The sequence below is a fragment of the Mesorhizobium sp. M4B.F.Ca.ET.203.01.1.1 genome (genome assembly GCF_004791025.1).
GTDB lineage: Bacteria > Pseudomonadota > Alphaproteobacteria > Rhizobiales > Rhizobiaceae > Mesorhizobium > Mesorhizobium abyssinicae.
In genome coordinates this window covers 21,255-39,333 of record NZ_SRUO01000008.1, presented here as the reverse complement: position 1 = coordinate 39,333, position 18,079 = coordinate 21,255, and the positions used below count along the sequence as shown (strand labels likewise).

Below are 18,079 nucleotides of genomic sequence, written 5' to 3'. Positions count from 1 at the left end.
CAAAGATCTGAAGCGCGTCGCGTGAACCCGTTCATTTGCGAGGCGCTTTAGCGGAAACTTGCCGCATGCGAAAGTGGCGTTCGGACATCGCCGATTGCGCCAGCCGCGACGTCAGGCCTCGGGGTGATGCTCGATGACGTCCTCTTCGCCGCCGAAGCCGTGCATATAGAGCGCCCATTGCAGGCCGATGACGGCGCCCTTGACCGGCTGCAGCAGCACCACCGCCAGAAGGATGGTCAGCGGCACCCAGATGAGGATGTGCTGCCAGGTGGAGAGCGTGGAGGTCGCCTCGACCCCCATGAACGCGCCAAGCACGATATGGCCGACGATGACCACCACCAGATAGGCGGGCAGGTCGTCGGCGCGGTGATGGTAGAGTTCCTCGCCGCAATGCTCGCATTTGTCGACGGTCTTGACATAGGCGCGGAACAGCTTGCCTTCGCCGCAATGCGGGCAGCGGCCGAGCAGGCCGCGCTTCATCGCCGTCCACAGCGGGCGGGCGACGCGGCCCGAATGATGCTCGCCGCCGAAAACCTGGTCTTCCATCTGCAATTGCCTTGCCATCACCGTCTCCTGCCGCGTGGGCGCGATTGCGACGCGCGGGCGCGGCCCTTGGCCTTGTGAAACGACCGTTTGGAGCCGGGCAGCGGCTTCGGATCGGTCAGCATTTCGAAACGCATCGCGCCGGCCATGGGCGCGACCTCGACCAATCGGACCTCGACGCGGTCGGCAAGCTGGTAGCCCTTGCCGGTGCGTTCTCCGAAAAGCGATCGGGCGGTTTCGTCGTATATATAGTAATCGCCTTCAAGGCTTGACACGGGGATGAAACCATCCGCGCCGTACTGCGGCAATTGGACAAATAGTCCCGCCTTGGTGACGCCGGAGATGCGCGCGTCGAAACGGTCGTCGATATGCTCGGCGAGATGGGCGGCGACCAGCCGGTCGACCGTGTCGCGCTCGGCCGCCATGGCGCGGCGCTCGGTGGCGGAGATCAGCGCCGACACCTCTTCCAGCCGATCGGCTTCCTGCTGCGTCAGGCCGCCCGGGCCAAGACCGAGCGCGGCGATCAGCCCGCGATGCACGATGAGGTCGGCATAGCGGCGGATCGGCGAGGTGAAATGCGCGTAGCGTTTCAGGTTGAGGCCGAAATGGCCGATATTCTTCGGCGAGTATTCGGCCTGGCTCTGCGAACGCAGCACCACCTCATTGACCAGCGCCTCATTGTCGGCGCCGCGCACGCGCTCGAGGATGCCGTTGAACTGTGCGGGCCGCATCTGCGCGCCGCGCGCCAGCGACAGGCTGAGCGTTGCCAGGAATTCGCGCAGCGATTCCTGCTTGGCGAGCGAGGGCGCGTCATGGATGCGGTAGACCAGTGCCTGGCGCTTCGCCTCCAGCGTTTCGGCGGCCGCGACGTTGGCCTGGATCATGAACTCCTCGATCAGCTTGTGGGCATCGAGGCGTTCCGGCACGACGACGCGGTCGACGGTGCCGTCCTCCTTGAGCAGGATCTTGCGCTCGGGCAGGTCGAGTTCCAGCGGCTGGCGGCCGTCACGGCCGCGCTTCAGCACCGCATACGCATCCCATAGCGGCTTCAGCACCGTATCGAGGATCGGCCCGGTCTTGTCGTCGGGCATACCATCAATCGCCGCCTGCGCCTGCGGGTAGGCGAGCTTGGCCGCCGACTTCATCATGACGCGATGGAAGGAATGGCGCAGCTGGCGGCCATCGGCCGCGAACGTCATGCGCACGGCAAGCGCCGGCCGGTCCTGGCCCTCGCGCAGCGAGCAGAGATCGTTGGAGATGCGCTCCGGCAGCATCGGCACCACGCGATCCGGGAAATAGACCGAATTGCCACGCTTCAGGGCCTCGCGGTCGAGCGCGGTGCCGTAGCGGACGTAAGCCGCGACGTCGGCGATCGCAACGGTGACCAGCACGCCGCCGGGGTTCTTCTCGTCGGTATCGGGCGTCGCGAAGACCGCGTCGTCATGGTCCTTGGCGTCGGCCGGGTCGATGGTGATCAGCGGCAGCTCGCGCCAGTCCTCGCGGCCGGCAAGCGCCGCAGGCTTCACCGCATCGGCCTCGGCGATGACGTCGGCCGGGAAGATGTGCGGGATGTCATGCGCGTGGATGGCGATCATCGAGACCGCCTTCTCGCTGGTCAGCGAGCCCAGCACCGCCAGGACCTTGGCGCGCGGCAACCCGTAGCGGGACGCCCGCGCGGGCTCGACCTCGACCAGGTCGCCGTTCCTGGCGCCGTTCTGGAACTCCTTGTCGACGATCAGTTCGGGCTGGCGCCGCTCCACCGGTTCGATGCGCAAGGTGCCGTCCTTGAGGACGCGAAAGACGCCGAGCACGGCATCGCTGCGTTTCTCGAAGATCTTCATCACCCGGCCGGTATAGGCGGGGCCGGCCGGATCGTCGGTCGGGAAGGTCTTGGCGAGCACGCGGTCGCCGATGCCGGGCGCCGGGCCGTTGCTTCCACGCGAAATGCGGATGGAGACGACCGGCGGCGAGCCGGCGCCGCTGTATTCGCTCGGATGCGCCAGGAGCACGCCGTCGCCGTCGCGGCCGAAAATGTCGAGCACGGCGACATGGGGCAGGGCGCCGGCGCGGGTCAGCCGCTTGCGTTCCCTGGTCAGCAGGCCCTCGTCCTGCAGGTCGCGCAACAGATCCTTCAGCCAGATACGGTCGTCGCCGCGCAGCGCGAACGCCTTGGCGATCTCGCGCTTGCCGGAACGGTCCGGATTTTCGGCGATGTAGCGCAGGATCTCTTCGCGCGACGGGCGGTAGTCGTCCCGGACCTTGGCCCTCGTGTCGGCGGTGCGCGGATCGCCGTGGCTTCGTCCGGAGATCCTGCGCGCCACGCCCTATCCCTTTTTCTTGGCCGGGGATTTCTTGGCGGCCGGCTTGCCGGCCGCTGCCGCCTTGCGGAACGGCTTCTTGCCGCCACCGCCCTTGGCTTCCTTCTCGGCGATCAGCGCCAGGGCGTCCTCGACCGTCACCGATTGCGGATCCTTGCCCTTGGGCAGCGTCGCATTGACCTTGCCATAGTTGACGTAGGGCCCGTATTTGCCGTCGCGCACGACGATCTTGCCGCCGCCGTCGGGGTGGTCGCCAAGATCCTTGAGCGCCGCGGGCGTTGCGCCGTTGCGGCCGCCCTTGCCCTTCAACTGCTTCTCCGCAATCACCGAGACGGCGCGATTGAGGCCGATCGAGAACACGTCCTCGATGCTGTCGAGATTGGCGTAGGTGCCGTCATGCAGCACGAAGGGGCCATAGCGGCCCAGCCCGGCCGAGATCATCTTGCCGGATTCAGGGTGCTTGCCGACGTCGCGCGGCAGCGCCAGCAGCGCCAGCGCCTTTTCATGGTCGATCTGTTCGGCGGCCCAGCCCTTGGGCAGGCTGGAGCGCTTGGCCTCCTTGCCTTCGCCGCGCTGGATATAGGGGCCGAAACGGCCGCTGCGCAGCGTGATCTCTTCCGCCGTGTACGGATCCTTGCCGATCAGCCTGGTGCCGTCCTCGCCATTGCCGTTCTCGCCATTGGGATTGGCGGCATCGCCGAGCTGGCGGGTGAAGGAGCATTCGGGATAGTTCGAGCAGCCGACGAAGGCGCCGAATTTGCCGAGCTTCAGCGACAGGTTGCCGGTGCCGCATTTCGGGCAGATGCGCGGGTTCGAACCGTCCTCACGCGCCGGGAACACCAGCGGCGCCAGCTCGTCGTTGAGCGCATCGAGCACGTCGGTGACGCGCAGTTCCTTGATGTCGTCGACCGCGCCGGAAAAATCCCTCCAGAAGTCGCGCAGCACGTCCTTCCAGGCGAGCTTGCCGTCGGAAATCTCGTCGAGCTTTTCTTCCAGCGAGGCAGTGAAATCATATTCGACATAGCGCTCGAAGAAGCTCTCGAGGAAGGCTGACAGCAAGCGGCCCTTGGCCTGCGGCACCAGCTTGCGGCGGTCGATGGTGACGTAGTCGCGGTCCTCCAGCGTCTTCAGGATCGCCGTGTAGGTCGACGGGCGGCCGATGCCCAGCTCTTCCAGCTTCTTGATCAGCGACGCCTCGGAATAGCGCGGCGGCGGCTCGGTGGTGTGCTGGGTGGCGTTGATCGCCTGGCGGGCAAGCTGCTCGCCGGCGCGGATCTCGGGCAGGCGGCGGCTTTCCTCGTCCTCCGCGTCCTCGTCCTTCTGGTCGGTATAGGCGGCGATGAAGCCGTCGAAGCGCACGACCGAGCCGACGGCGCGAAGCTCGGCGGTGCGGGCGCCGTTGACCGCCTCGATCTCGACCGTGGTGCGCTCGATCTCGGCCGGCTGCATCTGGCTGGCGATGGCGCGCTTCCAGATCAGCTCGTAGAGGCGGGCCTGGTCGGCATCGAGATATTGGCGGACCGAAGCCGGCGTGCGCTTGAAATCGGTCGGGCGGATCGCCTCATGCGCTTCCTGGGCGTTCTTGGCCTTGGTCGTATAGAAGCGCGGCTTCTCCGGCAGGTATTTTGCGCCGAATTCGCTGACGATGGCATCGCGGGCGGCGTCGATCGCCTCGGGCGCCATTTGCACGCCGTCGGTTCGCATATAGGTGATCAGGCCGGCGGTCTCGCCGCCAATGTCCATGCCTTCGTAGAGCCGCTGCGCCACCTGCATCGTGCGGGTGGCCGAAAAGCCGAGGCCCGACGAGGCGGCCTGCTGCAGCGTCGAGGTGGTGAAGGGCGGGCCCGGGTTGCGCTTGGTTGGCTTGGCCTCGACCGACAGCGCCTTGAAGGTGGCTCCTTCGAGCATCGCCTTGATGTCGTCGGCCTGCGCCTTGTTGGCGATGTCGAGTTTTTGCAGTTTCTTGCGCTCGAACGCGGTCAGCCGCGCCTCGAAATTCTCGTTGCGCGGCGTGCCGAGGATGGCGGCGATCTGCCAGTATTCCTCGCGGATGAAGCGCTCGATCTCGGATTCACGGTCGCAGACCAGGCGCAGCGCCACCGACTGGACGCGGCCGGCGGAACGGGCGCCGGGCAGCTTGCGCCACAGCACCGGCGACAGCGTGAAGCCGACCAGATAGTCGAGGGCACGGCGGGCGAGATAGGCATCGACCAGCGGCGCGTCGATCTGGCGCGGATTGGCCATCGCATCCAGCACCGAAGACTTGGTGATGGCGTTGAAGACGACGCGGCTGACCGGCTTGTCCTTCAGCGCGCGCTTCTGCTTCAGCACTTCCAGCACATGCCAGGAAATCGCCTCGCCCTCGCGGTCCGGGTCGGTGGCGAGGATGAGGCCGTCGGCGTCCTTGACCGCCTTGGCGATGTCGGCAAGCCGCTTGCCTGAGGCGGTGTCGACCGACCAGGACATGGCGAAGTCCTCGTCGGGGCGCACCGAGCCGTCCTTGGCCGGCAGATCCCGGACGTGGCCGAACGAGGCCAGGACCTTATAGTTCTTGCCGAGATATTTGTTGATTGTCTTTGCCTTGGCCGGCGATTCGACGACGACGACGTCCATGAGGTCTCATATCAGCTATGGGCCAGCGGAAGAATTCCCGCCGCGCGCGACGCGTTCTTTTTCGTCGCTCACATGGCCGTGCTTTTGCAATCGGTCAAGGGCAGGCGGCCAAAATGCGGAGACGTCCGCGGCAATACGCTCTTAGAGTGTATGGAGAGGACCACATAATTTCGAGGAGGGCCGTTCGAGCATCGAGCCAGTGGAACGACCCGGTCGATTCGAGCGAGTCGCAAGGCGCGGCAATGGCGGAAACCGGCCGCCGGGTGATCCAGACCTTGTCCGGCGGCCGGCCGATGTCTCGGGGCGGAAATTCAGTCGGCCTTGACGATGTGCCAGACGCCGGAGGCGCCGTCGCCCGTCGCGTCGCCGGCCTTCTTGTCCTTGATGAAGGTGTAGACCGGCTTGCCGTCATAGGCCCACATCTTGGTGCCGTCGGTGCGGTCGACAATCGTCCATTCATCGTCCGCCTTGGCACCGGCCTCGGCCTTCAGGGGCGGCCAGTTGGTGGCGCATTTGTCGTAGCAGTTCGATTTGCCCTTCTCGTCCTTGTCGTAGGTGTAGAGCGTCATGCCCATGGCGTCGGTGTAGATTTTCGTGCCGCCGACCTCGGCTTCCTTCCATGCCTCGGCGGCCTGGGATGCCGTGGCACCGAGTAAAAGCGCGGCCAATCCAGCAATGATCGACTTCATGACAACCTCCCTGTCGTGATCCAAATGAAGCGTGCGGAAATCGCGGCCTCGTTCTGGTCAACGCATTCGTGGCGCCGTTTCTTCCAATTCTTCGAAAGCGGAGCGGCGACTTGCCACGTGATGGTGATTGGCAGACGCGCCTTTGTCTCGCTATATCAGCGCCATAACGTTCTGGAGCACCAGGAATGGCATTGGATATCGGCTATGTCAGCGCGGTCGGAGCGGGGGCGATCTCGTTCCTGTCGCCTTGCGTGCTGCCGCTGGTGCCGCCCTATCTCTGCTACATGGCCGGCGTTTCGGTCGACGATTTCCGCGGCGATGCCGGCGCCACCGCCAGGGCCGGCGCGCGTGGCGCGCTGATTGCATCCTCCATCGCCTTCGTGCTCGGTTTCTCCACCGTGTTTGTGGCGCTCGGCGCCGGCGCTTCGACGATCGGCCGGCTGCTGCGGCTGTGGCAGGAACCGCTGGCGATGGTGGCCGGCGCGCTGATCATCCTGATGGGGCTCAACTTCCTTGGCATCCTTCGCATTCCGCTTCTGTCGCGCGAGGCGCGCTTCCAGTCGCAGGGCAAGCCGGCCAGCCTGGTCGCCGCCTACATTATGGGACTGGCCTTCGCTTTCGGCTGGACGCCTTGCATCGGACCGGTTCTGGGTCCGATCCTGACATTGGCGGGCGGCCGCGAGACGGTGGGCGAGGGCGCGTTGCTGCTCGCCGCCTATTCGCTCGGGCTCGGCATCCCGTTCCTGATCGCCGCCCTGTTTTCCGGCGCCTTCATGCGCTTCCTCGCCAGATTCCGTGTCCATCTCGGTCGCGTCGAACAGGCGATCGGCGCACTGCTGGTCGTCGCCGGCGTGTTTTTCCTGACCGGCGGCGTGCAGAGCGCGTCCTACTGGCTGCTGGAAAATTTCCCGGGCCTGGGACAGTTGGGGTAGCTCTATCGTCCGCAACGCGGAACGATGCCGGAAAGCCCGCGTTGCAGGCTCGTGCGCAAGCGCGACGGTGAGGCGAGAATGGTATCCAGGGCGGATCTGCAAGAGTTCTTCAAGACGTATGAGAAGGTCTACAACGACGCGATCGCGGGCACCGTCGATCTGGACGACGTCGCCGACATCTACTCGACCGGCTTTGTCTCCGTGACGCCGGCAGGGGTCATCGTTGGCGAAAATGGCGCGGAGTTGAAGGACGTCATGAAAAAGGGCTTCGAGGCCTATCGGGCGATCGGCAGCAAGAAGATGATTTGTGCCGATGTCTCGGTGACGCCCATCGACCAGGACCATTGCGTTGCCAAGGTGCAATGGTCGGGCGAGTACGAACGCAAGAACAAGGATCGTCTGACCATCGATTTCGAGGTCAACTATCTTGTAGAAAGACGCGACGGCCGCCTGAAAGTGTTTGGTTGGATCGCCGGCGATGAGCAGGCGGAATTCAGCAAATACGGTCTGTTGTAGCGGTATGTTGTCTGCTGGATCACGCCTTGAGATGCGCTGATCACGAGTGGGCAGATCCGCCGTCTCACCGGAATTTAACCGCATTGGTGCAGCATGGGCGCTGATGCTAGATATGCCTTGATTCCCGACCCTGTTCATATGGTTGCCCTTTCATGAGCCAGAGATCCTGCCTGTCCGTCATCCTTGCCGCCGGCGAGGGCACACGCATGAAGAGCGCGCTGCCCAAGGTGCTGCATCCGATCGCCGGGCTGCCGATGGTCGCCCATGTGGTGAAGGCGGCGGAAGCCGCCGGCAGCGGCGACCTGGCGCTGGTGATCGGCCATGGCGCGGACGAAATGCGCAAGGCGGCGCAGAAATTCGCGCCGAACGCCGAGACTTTCGTGCAGGAGAAGCGTCTCGGCACCGCGCATGCCGTGCTTGCAGCGCGCGCTGCTATATCAAAGGGTTACGACGATATTCTCGTCATGTTCGGCGACACGCCGCTGATCGATCCGGAAGCGCTTGCCGTCGCGCGGCAGAAGCTGGCGGAAGGTGCCGCGGTCGTCGTCGTCGGCTTCCGTCCGCCCAATCCGACCGGCTATGGCCGGCTGATCGAGAAGGGCGGCCGGCTGGTCGCCATCCGCGAGGAGAAGGACTGTTCCGACGAGGAGAAGAAGATCGGTTTCTGCAATGCCGGAATGATGGCCGTCGCCGGCAGGAGCGCGCTGGAGCTGCTCGACAAGGTCGGCAATGCCAATGCCAAGGGCGAGTTCTACCTGACCGACATCGTCGAGATCGCCGGTGCCAAAGGCCTCGATGTGGTGGCGACGGAAGCCAGTTTCGAGAGCGCGCTCGGCATCAACAACCGGGCCGAGCTTGCCGAGGCGGAAGGCATCTGGCAGGCGCGCCGGCGGCGCGAGGCTATGCTCTCAGGGGTCACCCTGATCGCGCCCGAAACGGTTTATTTCTCGCACGACACCGAAATCGGCGCCGATACGGTGGTCGAGCCCAATGTCTGGTTCGGCCTGGGCGTCAAGATTTCCACCGGCGCCACGATCCATGCCTTCAGCCATATGACGGGCGCCACAATCGCGGAGAACTGCGAGGTGGGACCGTTCGCGCGGCTGCGGCCGGGGACAGATCTCAGGAAAAAGGCCAAGGTCGGCAATTTCTGCGAGGTCAAGCAGGCGACCGTCGAGGAGGGCGCCAAGGTCAACCACCTGACCTATATCGGCGATGCGCGCGTGGGTGCTGCCGCCAATATCGGCGCCGGCACCATCACCTGCAATTATGACGGCTACTCGAAATTCTTCACCGACATCGGCGAGGGCGCCTTTGTCGGCTCGAATTCCTCGCTGGTGGCGCCAATCACGATAGGCAAGGGCAGCTACATCGCCTCCGGCAGCGTCCTCACCGAAAACGTGCCCGACGATGCGCTGGCCTTCGGCCGCGCCCGCCAGAAGACAATTCCGGGCAAGGGCAAGGAAATACGCGAGCGTTTTGCTTCGGCCGCGGCGGCGAGGAAAAAGTGAATTCCGTCAGACCGGTGGCCTGAAAAGGCGAACGATTGCAGTAATCGGATTGCAAGAGCGGTCTGTCATGGTGCATGCGTAAAAATGACCGTTCCGGTGACACGGAACGAAACGCAAAGTGACTTTCACGGCAGGCCGGCAATCCCTAGATAACGCTGGTTTTCCATGGGGAATCGGGGGTAACGGCCATGTGCGGCATCGTCGGAATTGTCGGCCAACAGCAGGTGGCGCCGCTCATCGTCGACGCGCTGAAGCGGCTCGAATATCGCGGCTATGACTCGGCCGGCGTCGCTACGATCGAGAATGGCGAGCTCGGCCGCCGCCGCGCAGAGGGCAAGCTGGTCAACCTCGAGCGCCGGCTGAAGGAAGAGCCGCTCGACGGCACGATCGGCATCGGCCACACGCGCTGGGCCACCCATGGCGTGCCGAACGAGACCAACGCGCACCCGCATTTTTCCGACGGCGTCGCCATCGTTCACAACGGCATCATCGAGAATTTCGCCGAATTGCGCGACGAGCTCACCCGCGACGGCTACAACTTTTCCTCGCAGACCGATACCGAGGTCGTCGCGCATCTGGTGGCGCGCGAGCTTGCCAAGGGGCTGAAGCCAGTCGAGGCCGCGCACCAGGCGCTGAAGCGGCTCTCAGGTGCGTTCGCGCTGGCGATCATGTTCAAGGGCGACGAGGACCTCATCGTCGGCGCTCGCAACGGCCCGCCGCTCGCCGTCGGCCATGGCGACGGCGAGATGTTCCTCGGCTCCGACGCCATCGCGCTGGCGCCCTTCACCAACTCGATCACCTATCTGGAGGACGGCGACTGGGCGGTGGTGCGCCGCAACGAGGTCGCCATCTTCGACATGGACGGCAACAAGGTCGACCGCAAGCGCCAGCAGTCGCTGTCGACCGGCTTCATGGTCGACAAGGGCAACCGGCGCCATTTCATGGAAAAGGAAATCCATGAGCAGCCGGAGGTGATCTCGCACACGCTGGCGCATTATGTGGATTTCGTCTCCGGCGTCTCGAAGCCGCTGGAACTGCCGTTCGATTTCGCCAAGATCGGCCGGCTGGCGATCTCGGCCTGCGGCACCGCCTATCTCGCCGGGCTGATCAGCAAATACTGGTTCGAACGCTATGCGCGGCTGCCGGTCGACATCGATGTCGCCTCGGAATTCCGCTATCGCGAGATGCCGCTGTCGTCGAACGACGCGGCCTTCTTCATCTCGCAATCGGGCGAGACCGCCGACACCCTGGCCTCGCTGCGTTATTGCCGCAAGGCCGGCATGAAGATCGGCGCGGTCGTTAACGTGCGCGAATCGACCATGGCGCGCGAGTCCGATGTGGTGCTGCCGACGCTGGCCGGGCCCGAGATCGGCGTCGCCTCGACCAAGGCCTTCACCTGCCAGCTGTCGGTGCTGGCGTCGCTTGCGGTGCGGGCGGGCGTGGCGCGCGGCACGATCTCGCGCGACGAGGAGAAGGCGCTTGTGCGCGAGCTCTCCGAGGCGCCCCGCTTCGCCAACCAGGTGCTCAAGCTGGACGGCCAGATCGAACGCATCTCGCGCGAGCTCTCCCGCTATTCGGATGTGCTTTATCTTGGCCGCGATACCAATTTCCCGCTCGCCATGGAAGGCGCGCTCAAGCTCAAGGAAATCTCCTATATCCATGCCGAGGGCTATGCCGCCGGCGAACTGAAGCACGGGCCGATCGCGCTGATCGACGAGAACATGCCGGTGATCGTCATCGCGCCGCACGACCGCATCTTCGAAAAAACGGTCTCCAACATGCAGGAGGTGGCGGCGCGCGGCGGCAAGATCATCCTGATCACCGACAGCAAGGGCGCGGCGCAGGCGAGCATCAAGACGATGGAGACGATCGTGCTGCCCGACGTGCCGGAAATCATCTCGCCGATCATCTACGCGCTGCCGATCCAGATGCTCGCCTATTTCACCGCTGTGTTCATGGGCACCGACGTCGACCAGCCGCGCAATCTGGCGAAATCGGTGACGGTGGAATAGGCGCTCGCCAACGCACGCTCTTTAAAAACTTCGCAGTTCCAAACCGCGTTGTGGTTCACTAATGTTGCGGCGCAACCTGCGCTGCGGTGATCCATGTCCGACGCCCCGAAGACCTCAGGCATGACCCGGCTCAGGAACTATTTCCTGACGGGCTTCATCGTTTGCGCGCCGCTGGCGATCACCGCCTATATCGCCTGGTCCTTCATCGGCTGGGTCGATTCCTGGGTGAAGCCCTATATCCCGCTGCGCTACAGCCCGGACACCTATCTGCCGTTTCCGGTGCCCGGCTTCGGTCTCATCGTCGCGCTGGTGCTGATCACGCTGATCGGCTTCATGACCGCCAACATCGTCGGCCGCGCCATCGTCAATTTCGGCGAGCGGCTGCTTGGCCGCATGCCGCTGGTGCGCGGCATCTATCGCTCGCTGAAGCAGATCTTCGAGACGGTGCTGTCGAACAAGGGCGACATGTTCCGCCAGGTCGGGCTGGTCGAATATCCGCGCAAGGGCGTCTGGTCGCTGGTCTTCATCGCCAGCGAGAAGGAAACCGAGATCAACCAGAAGCTCAATCATGAAGGCGACCCGCTGATCGCCGTGTTCATGCCGTGCACGCCGAACCCGACCACCGGTTTCCTGATGTATGTGCGGAAATCCGAGATCGTGCTGCTCGACATGACGATCGAAGACGGCGCCAAGCTGATCGTTTCGGCCGGTCTGGTGGCGCCGGAGGTCAAGACCAAGCTCGTGACGTTGAACGGCGAGCAAATCGAAGGCTCGCTTGCCAATCCGGCGCTTGGGGCCGCTCAACCAGCGCGCAACAAACGCACCGCCTCGTCGCGGCCGAACAGGTAAAGCAGCAGGCGCAGCGCCTCGCCGCGCTCGGACTGCAGTTCCGGATCGCGCGACAGGATCAGACGGGCATCGTCGCGTGCGGCTTCCAGCAGGTCGGCATGGGCCTCGATGCGCGCCACCTGGAAACCGGGGGTGCCGGACTGGCGGGTGCCCAGCAATTCGCCTTCGCCGCGCAGCTTGAGATCCTCCTCGGCGATGCGGAAGCCATCCTCGGTCTCGCGCATCACCGACAGGCGGCGTTTCGCCGTCTCGCCGAGCGGATCCTTGTAGAGCAGCACGCAGGAAGAGGGCTTGTCGCCACGCCCGACCCGGCCGCGCAACTGGTGGAGCTGGGCAAGGCCGAAGCGCTCGGCATGCTCGATGACCATGATCGTGGCGTCCGGCACGTCGACGCCGACCTCGATGACGGTGGTTGCGATCAGGATGCGCGTCTCGCCCTGCTTGAAGGCGCGAATCGCCTCGTCCTTCTCGGCGCCCTTCATGCGGCCGTGAACCAGCCCGATGCGGTCGCCGAACAGCGGCTTCAGCGAGGCAAAGCGATCCTCCGCCGACATCAGCTTGATCTCCTCGGATTCCTCGACCAGCGGGCAGATCCAGTAGATCTTCTGGCCATCGGCGACGGCGTCGCGCATGCGGCCGACCAGCTCGTCCAGCCGCTCCAGCGGCAAGGTGACCGTGCGGATCGGCTGGCGGCCGGCCGGCTTTTCGGTGAGCTTGGAGACGTCCATGTCGCCGAAGGCGGTCAGCACCAGCGTGCGCGGGATCGGCGTTGCCGTCATCACCAGCATGTCGGGCGCGTCGCCCTTGGCGGTGATCGCCAGCCGCTGGTGGACGCCGAAACGGTGCTGCTCGTCGACGACGGCCAGGACGAGATCGTGGAACGCCACCGATTCCTGGAACAGGGCATGCGTGCCGACGACGATGTCGATCTCGCCGCTGGCCAGCCCAGCCAATGTCTCGGTGCGTTCGCGGCCCTTCTCGCGGCCGGTGAGGATGGCGGTGCGCAGGCCTGCCTTTTCCGCCAGCGGCGCGATGGTCGCCAGATGCTGACGCGCCAGGATTTCGGTCGGCGCCATCAGCGCCGCCTGGCCGCCTGCCTCGACGGCGCGCGCCATGGCAAGCAGTGCTACGACCGTCTTGCCCGAGCCGACATCGCCTTGCAGCAGCCGCAGCATGCGCTCGGGGTCGGCGAGGTCGGCAAGGATTTCGGCGAGCGCAAATTCCTGCGACGGGGTGAGCGAGTAGGGGAGCGCTTCGCGCAGCTTTTCGACGATGCTGCCGTCGCCGGTCAGCGGCCGGCCGGACAGGCGGCGGATCCTGGCTCGCACCAAAGCGAGCGAGACCTGGCCGGCGAGCAGCTCGTCATAGGCGAGGCGTCGCCACGCCGCCCCCTCTATGGCGACGTCGATCGGGTCCGCCGGATAATGGATGCGGGTGAGCGCGTCGGCGAAGGCGGGAAAGGTCTGGCGGCGCATGAAGGCGTCGTCCTGCCATTCCGGCAGTTCCGGCAAGCGGCCGAGCGCCTGGCCGATGGCGCGGCGCAGCACTTTGCCTGAGAGACCGGCGGTGAGCGGATAGACCGGTTCGACCAGCGGCAGGTTTTCGGCCTCGCCGGCGAGCGCGATATGGTCGGGGTGGACCATGGTCGGGCGGCCGTTGAACCACTCCATGCGGCCCGAGATGACGACGTGCTCGCCCACCGGCATCGATTTTTCGAGATAGGAAGCATGGGCATGGAAGAAGGTCAGTGCGATCTCGCCGGTGTCGTCGTGGGCGTAGACACGGTACGGCACCGACCGGTTGCCGCGCGGCGGCGGCTGGTGGCGGTCGATGCGCACGTCGAGCGTGACGATCGCACCTTCGGCGGCGAGCGCGATGCCCGGTCGGTTGCGGCGGTCGATCACGGTGTGGGGCAGCACGAACAGAAGATCGCCGGCGCGCGCGGCGCGGTCGCCGAGATCGGCGGCCACGACCTTCTCGATCAGCAGGCCAACCTTCGGCCCGACGCCGGCAAGCGAGGTGATCGGGACGAACAGCGGATCGAGGAGGGAGGGACGCATGATGTCAGCTTATGTCGCGACGGCCATTGCGCAAGGCTGACACCGCGCTCTATCCACGCTATATGCGCCGCTTCAGACAGGGACGCGGCGCCATGACCGGAACGAAACGATCAAGCGAGGGGCTGGATGCCCGCCGCCGCAAGCTCCTGTTCCGCTCCTGGCATCGCGGCATGCGCGAGATGGACCTTATCCTCGGCTCCTTCGCCGATGCCGAGATCGGCGCCTTGACCGGCGAGGAAATCGACCAATATGAGAGGCTCCTCGACATTCCCGACACCGAATTCCTGCCTTTGATCACCGGTGAGCGCCCGGTTCCGCCCGATATCGATTGCGCGGTGCTGCGAAAGATCCTGGCGTCGCGCCACACCATGACATTTTGAACGACGTGATTTCATGAGCCTGATCCCCACAATCGGCCTGCCGAAGGGCCGCGCCGGCCAGTTCATCGTCGACGGCGTCGCCGACGGCTACGAAGCCTTCGCGCTGGTGCAGACTGCGCACGAGATCGCGCCCGACAAGCCAGTGCTGTTCGTGGCGCGCGACGGCCAGCGCTTGCCGGCGATCACCGAGGCGCTGGCTTTTGCCGCGCCGGGCCTACCGGTGCTGGAACTGCCGGCCTGGGATTGCCTTCCCTACGACCGCGTTTCGCCCGGCTCGGACGCGGCCGCGCGCCGGCTCGACGCGCTCGCCGCCATGATCGCACTGGCCAGGAAGCCGCACCGCGCCGTCATCCTCACCACCGCCAATGCGCTGCTGCAGCGCATTCCGCCCGCCGATCTGATCGAAGCGCAGACGTTCCACGCCAGGCCCGGCAACCAGATCGACATGAATGCGCTGGTGTCGCGGCTGGAAACCTCCGGCTTCGAGCGGGTGCCGACGGTGCGTGGCGTCGGCGAGTTCGCGGTGCGCGGCGGCATCCTCGATCTTTACGCACCCGGCTGGAGTGAGGCGCTCAGGCTCGATTTCTTCGGCGACACGCTGGAATCGATCCGCGTCTTCGACGCCGCCACGCAGCGCACCACCGGCCAGCGCACGTCGATGGCGCTGCAGGCGATGAGCGAAGTGGCGCTAACCCCGGAGACGATCAGCCGCTTCCGCCGCGCCTATATCGAGGCGTTCGGCGCGCCGTCGCGCGACGACGGGCTCTATGCCGCGGTCAGCGAAGGGCGGCGCTTTGCCGGCATGGAGCACTGGCTGCCGTTCTTCTACGAGCGGCTGGAGACGGTGTTCGACTATCTGCCCGACGTGCCCGTGGTCTTCGACCATCTGGCGCATGAGGCGCTGGCCGAACGCCACACGCTGATCCTCGACCACTACGAAGCGCGCCGCAAGCAGGCCGACGGCGCGCTGAAGGACGCGGTGCCCTACAAGCCGGTGGCGCCGGACCTGCTTTATCTCTCGCCGGAGAATCTCAAGGCGTCTCTCGGCCCGCGCGAAGACATCGACTTCACCGTCTTCGATGCGCCCGATGTGGGGGGCAAAAAGGTCTTCCATGCCGGCGCGCGGCATGGCCGCAGCTTCGCCGAGGAACGCGCCGATCCCAACATCAACGTCTTCGATGTCGTGGTGAAGCACATCGCCGACGAGCGCGCCGCGCGCCGCCGCGTCGTCGTCGCCGGCTGGACCGAAGGCTCGCTCGACCGGCTCGGCCAGATCCTGGCCGAGCATCATCTTGGCAATTTGAAGCCGGTGGCGACGCTTGCCGAGGCGGAAAAGCTCGAGCCGGGGCAGGCGGGCCTTGCCGTGCTGCCGCTCGAATCCGGCTTCGAGACCGAGAGACTGGTTGTCGTTGCCGAGCAGGACATCCTCGGCGACCGGCTGATCCGGCGCTCCAAGCGCAAGAAGCGCGCATCAGACTTTATTGCCGAAGCCTCGTCGCTGTCGTCTGGCGATATCGTCGTCCATACCGACCACGGCATCGGCCGCTTCATCGGCCTGCGCACCATCGAGGCGGTCGGCGCACCGCACGACTGCCTGGAAATCCACTATGCCGGCGACGACCGGCTGTTCCTGCCGGTCGAGAACATCGAGCTTCTGTCGCGCTACGGCTCGGATTCGGCCGAGGCGACGCTGGACAAGCTTGGCGGCGGCGCCTGGCAGTCGCGCAAGGCGCGGCTGAAGCGGCGCCTGCTCGACATGGCCGGGCAGTTGATCCGCATTGCCGCAGAGCGGCAGATGCGCTCGGCGCCCGCCATGATCCCCGCCGAAGGCCTCTATGGCGAGTTCTCGGCGCGCTTCCCCTATGAGGAGACCGACGACCAGCAGGGCGCGATCGATTCCGTCATGGACGATCTCGGCGCCGGCAAGCCGATGGACCGGCTGGTCTGCGGCGATGTCGGCTTCGGCAAGACCGAAGTGGCGCTGCGCGCCGCCTTCATTGCCGCCATGGAAGGTTTTCAGGTCGCCGTGGTGGTGCCGACTACCTTGCTGTCGCGCCAGCACTTCAAGACCTTCTCGCAGCGCTTCTCCGGCCTGCCGATCCGCGTCGCGCAGGCTTCCCGGCTGGTCGGCTCCAAGGAACTGGCCGAAACCAAGAAGGGCATCGCCGAGGGCACGGTCGACATCGTCGTCGGCACGCATGCGCTGCTGGGGTCGGCGATCTCGTTCAAGAATCTCGGCCTGCTGATCATCGACGAGGAGCAGCATTTCGGCGTCAAGCACAAGGAGCGGCTGAAAGACCTGAAGAGCGACGTGCATGTGCTGACGCTGTCGGCGACGCCGATCCCGCGCACGCTGCAACTGGCGCTGACCGGCGTGCGCGAGCTGTCGCTGATCGCGACGCCGCCGGTCGACCGCATGGCGGTGCGCACCTTCATCTCGCCCTTCGATCCGCTGGTCATCCGCGAGACGCTGCTGCGCGAGCGCTATCGCGGCGGCCACTCCTTCTATGTCGTGCCGCGCATCAGCGACTTGGCCGAAATCCATGATTTCCTGAAGCAATCGGTGCCGGAGCTGAAAGTCGCGGTGGCGCACGGCCAGATGCCGCCGGGCGAGCTCGACGACATCATGAACGCCTTCTACGACGGCCAGTACGACGTGCTTCTGTCGACGACCATCGTGGAGTCCGGTCTCGACATCCCGACCGCCAACACGCTGATCATCCATCGCGCCGACATGTTCGGCCTGTCGCAGCTCTACCAGCTGCGCGGCCGCGTCGGTCGCTCCAAGGTGCGCGCCTATGCGCTGTTCACGCTGCCGGCCAACCGCAAGCTGACCGATACCGCCGAGCGCCGGCTGAAGGTGCTGCAGTCGCTCGACACGCTCGGCGCCGGCTTCCAGCTCGCCAGCCACGACCTCGATATCCGCGGCGCCGGCAATCTGCTGGGCGAAGAGCAGTCCGGCCACATCAAGGAGGTCGGCTTCGAGCTCTACCAGCAGATGCTGGAGGAGGCGGTTGCCGAAGTGAAGGATTCCGGCGAGGTACAGGACGGCGGCTGGTCGCCGCAGATCGCCGTCGGCACGGCGGTGATGATCCCTGAAAGCTATGTGCCGGACCTGCAACTCAGGCTCGCGCTCTACCGCCGCCTCGGCGACCTCGAGAGCACCGAGGAGATCGACGCCTTCGGCGCCGAGCTGATCGACCGTTTCGGACCGCTGCCGGAAGAGGTGACGCATCTGTTGAAGATCGTGTTCATCAAGGCGCTCTGCCGCAGGGCCAATGTCGAAAAGCTCGATGCCGGTCCCAAGGGCGTCGTCATCCATTTCCGCAAGCGCGAGTTCCCCAATCCGGTCGGGCTGGTCAAGTTCATCGGCGAGCAGGGCTCGCTGGCCAAGATCCGGCCAGACCACAGCGTCGTCTTCATCCGCGACTGGCCGAACGCCGAAAAGCGGCTGGCCGGCTCGGCCGTGGTGATGACGCAGCTGGCGCGGCTGGTCGACAAGGCAGCATAACCGTCCAGCGCATTCGCCAGTACCGAAATTCCGGTCTAGAATAGGAATTCGGCTTCGTGTATGGAGCCGCCACCCCATATAGGGGCGGGAATGGCGGGCGAGGGTGCCCGTTCATCTGTTTGTTTGACGCAATTCCGCACGGAGA

The 18,079-nt window shown here is 65.3% G+C and carries 12 protein-coding genes; 7 read left to right on the top strand and 5 right to left on the bottom strand.

From position 1 onward, the window contains the following. Nucleotides 1-111 precede the first annotated feature (111 nt). The 4 genes from EN846_RS18525 to EN846_RS18510 form a co-directional block, all read right to left on the bottom strand. Complete coding sequence (locus EN846_RS18525) at nucleotides 112-564, bottom strand: DUF983 domain-containing protein (protein WP_128347116.1); 453 nt, start codon at nucleotides 562-564, stop codon at nucleotides 112-114. Continuing rightward, nucleotides 564-2,864 carry a ribonuclease R gene (rnr, locus tag EN846_RS18520; RefSeq protein WP_135858393.1) on the bottom strand — a complete coding sequence of 767 codons (2,301 nt, stop codon included), beginning with the start codon at nucleotides 2,862-2,864 and terminating at the stop codon, nucleotides 564-566. The genes EN846_RS18525 and rnr overlap by 1 nt, the downstream gene beginning before the upstream one ends. A 3-nt stretch (nucleotides 2,865-2,867) precedes the next feature. Next, nucleotides 2,868-5,474, bottom strand: coding sequence for a type I DNA topoisomerase (topA, locus tag EN846_RS18515; RefSeq protein WP_127283341.1), 2,607 nt, complete (start codon nucleotides 5,472-5,474; stop codon nucleotides 2,868-2,870). Between the two features lie 311 nt (nucleotides 5,475-5,785). Further along, a complete protein-coding gene (locus tag EN846_RS18510; protein WP_127283342.1) occupies nucleotides 5,786-6,163 on the bottom strand; it encodes a hypothetical protein in 378 nt (125 codons plus the stop codon). 185 nt (nucleotides 6,164-6,348) lie between these two features. Between EN846_RS18510 and EN846_RS18505 the strand changes: the two genes are divergently transcribed. From EN846_RS18505 to EN846_RS18485, 5 genes are all read left to right on the top strand, one after another. Beyond that, nucleotides 6,349-7,095: a cytochrome c biogenesis CcdA family protein gene (locus tag EN846_RS18505; protein ID WP_127392444.1), complete on the top strand. Its 747-nt coding sequence runs from the start codon at nucleotides 6,349-6,351 to the stop codon at nucleotides 7,093-7,095. 24 nt (nucleotides 7,096-7,119) lie between these two features. Continuing rightward, nucleotides 7,120-7,611: a nuclear transport factor 2 family protein gene (locus EN846_RS18500; protein ID WP_245493484.1), complete on the top strand. Its 492-nt coding sequence runs from the start codon at nucleotides 7,120-7,122 to the stop codon at nucleotides 7,609-7,611. A gap of 152 nt (nucleotides 7,612-7,763) precedes the next feature. Beyond that, nucleotides 7,764-9,122 (top strand): bifunctional UDP-N-acetylglucosamine diphosphorylase/glucosamine-1-phosphate N-acetyltransferase GlmU, encoded by a 1,359-nt coding sequence (glmU, locus tag EN846_RS18495; protein WP_127392443.1) that lies wholly within the window; start codon nucleotides 7,764-7,766, stop codon nucleotides 9,120-9,122. Between the two features lie 188 nt (nucleotides 9,123-9,310). Next, a complete protein-coding gene (gene glmS / locus EN846_RS18490) occupies nucleotides 9,311-11,134 on the top strand; it encodes a glutamine--fructose-6-phosphate transaminase (isomerizing) (RefSeq protein ID WP_127392442.1) in 1,824 nt (607 codons plus the stop codon). A gap of 93 nt (nucleotides 11,135-11,227) precedes the next feature. After that, entirely contained in the window at nucleotides 11,228-11,983 is a 756-nt protein-coding gene (locus tag EN846_RS18485; protein ID WP_127392441.1) for a DUF502 domain-containing protein, read from the top strand. On the opposite strand, the gene recG is transcribed toward EN846_RS18485, so the two are convergent. Then, nucleotides 11,935-14,043, bottom strand: coding sequence for an ATP-dependent DNA helicase RecG (recG, locus tag EN846_RS18480; RefSeq protein ID WP_135913943.1), 2,109 nt, complete (start codon nucleotides 14,041-14,043; stop codon nucleotides 11,935-11,937). The two genes, EN846_RS18485 and recG, sit on opposite strands and share 49 nt — an antisense overlap. Before the next feature lie 92 nt (nucleotides 14,044-14,135). Here recG and EN846_RS18475 point away from each other — a divergent pair, with 92 nt between their 5' ends. Next, on the top strand, nucleotides 14,136-14,423 hold the full coding sequence (locus tag EN846_RS18475) for a succinate dehydrogenase assembly factor 2 (protein ID WP_127394212.1): 288 nt from the start codon (nucleotides 14,136-14,138) through the stop codon (nucleotides 14,421-14,423). Between the two features lie 13 nt (nucleotides 14,424-14,436). Next, on the top strand, nucleotides 14,437-17,934 hold the full coding sequence (mfd, locus tag EN846_RS18470) for a transcription-repair coupling factor (RefSeq protein WP_135858395.1): 3,498 nt from the start codon (nucleotides 14,437-14,439) through the stop codon (nucleotides 17,932-17,934). Nucleotides 17,935-18,079: the final 145 nt, after the last annotated feature.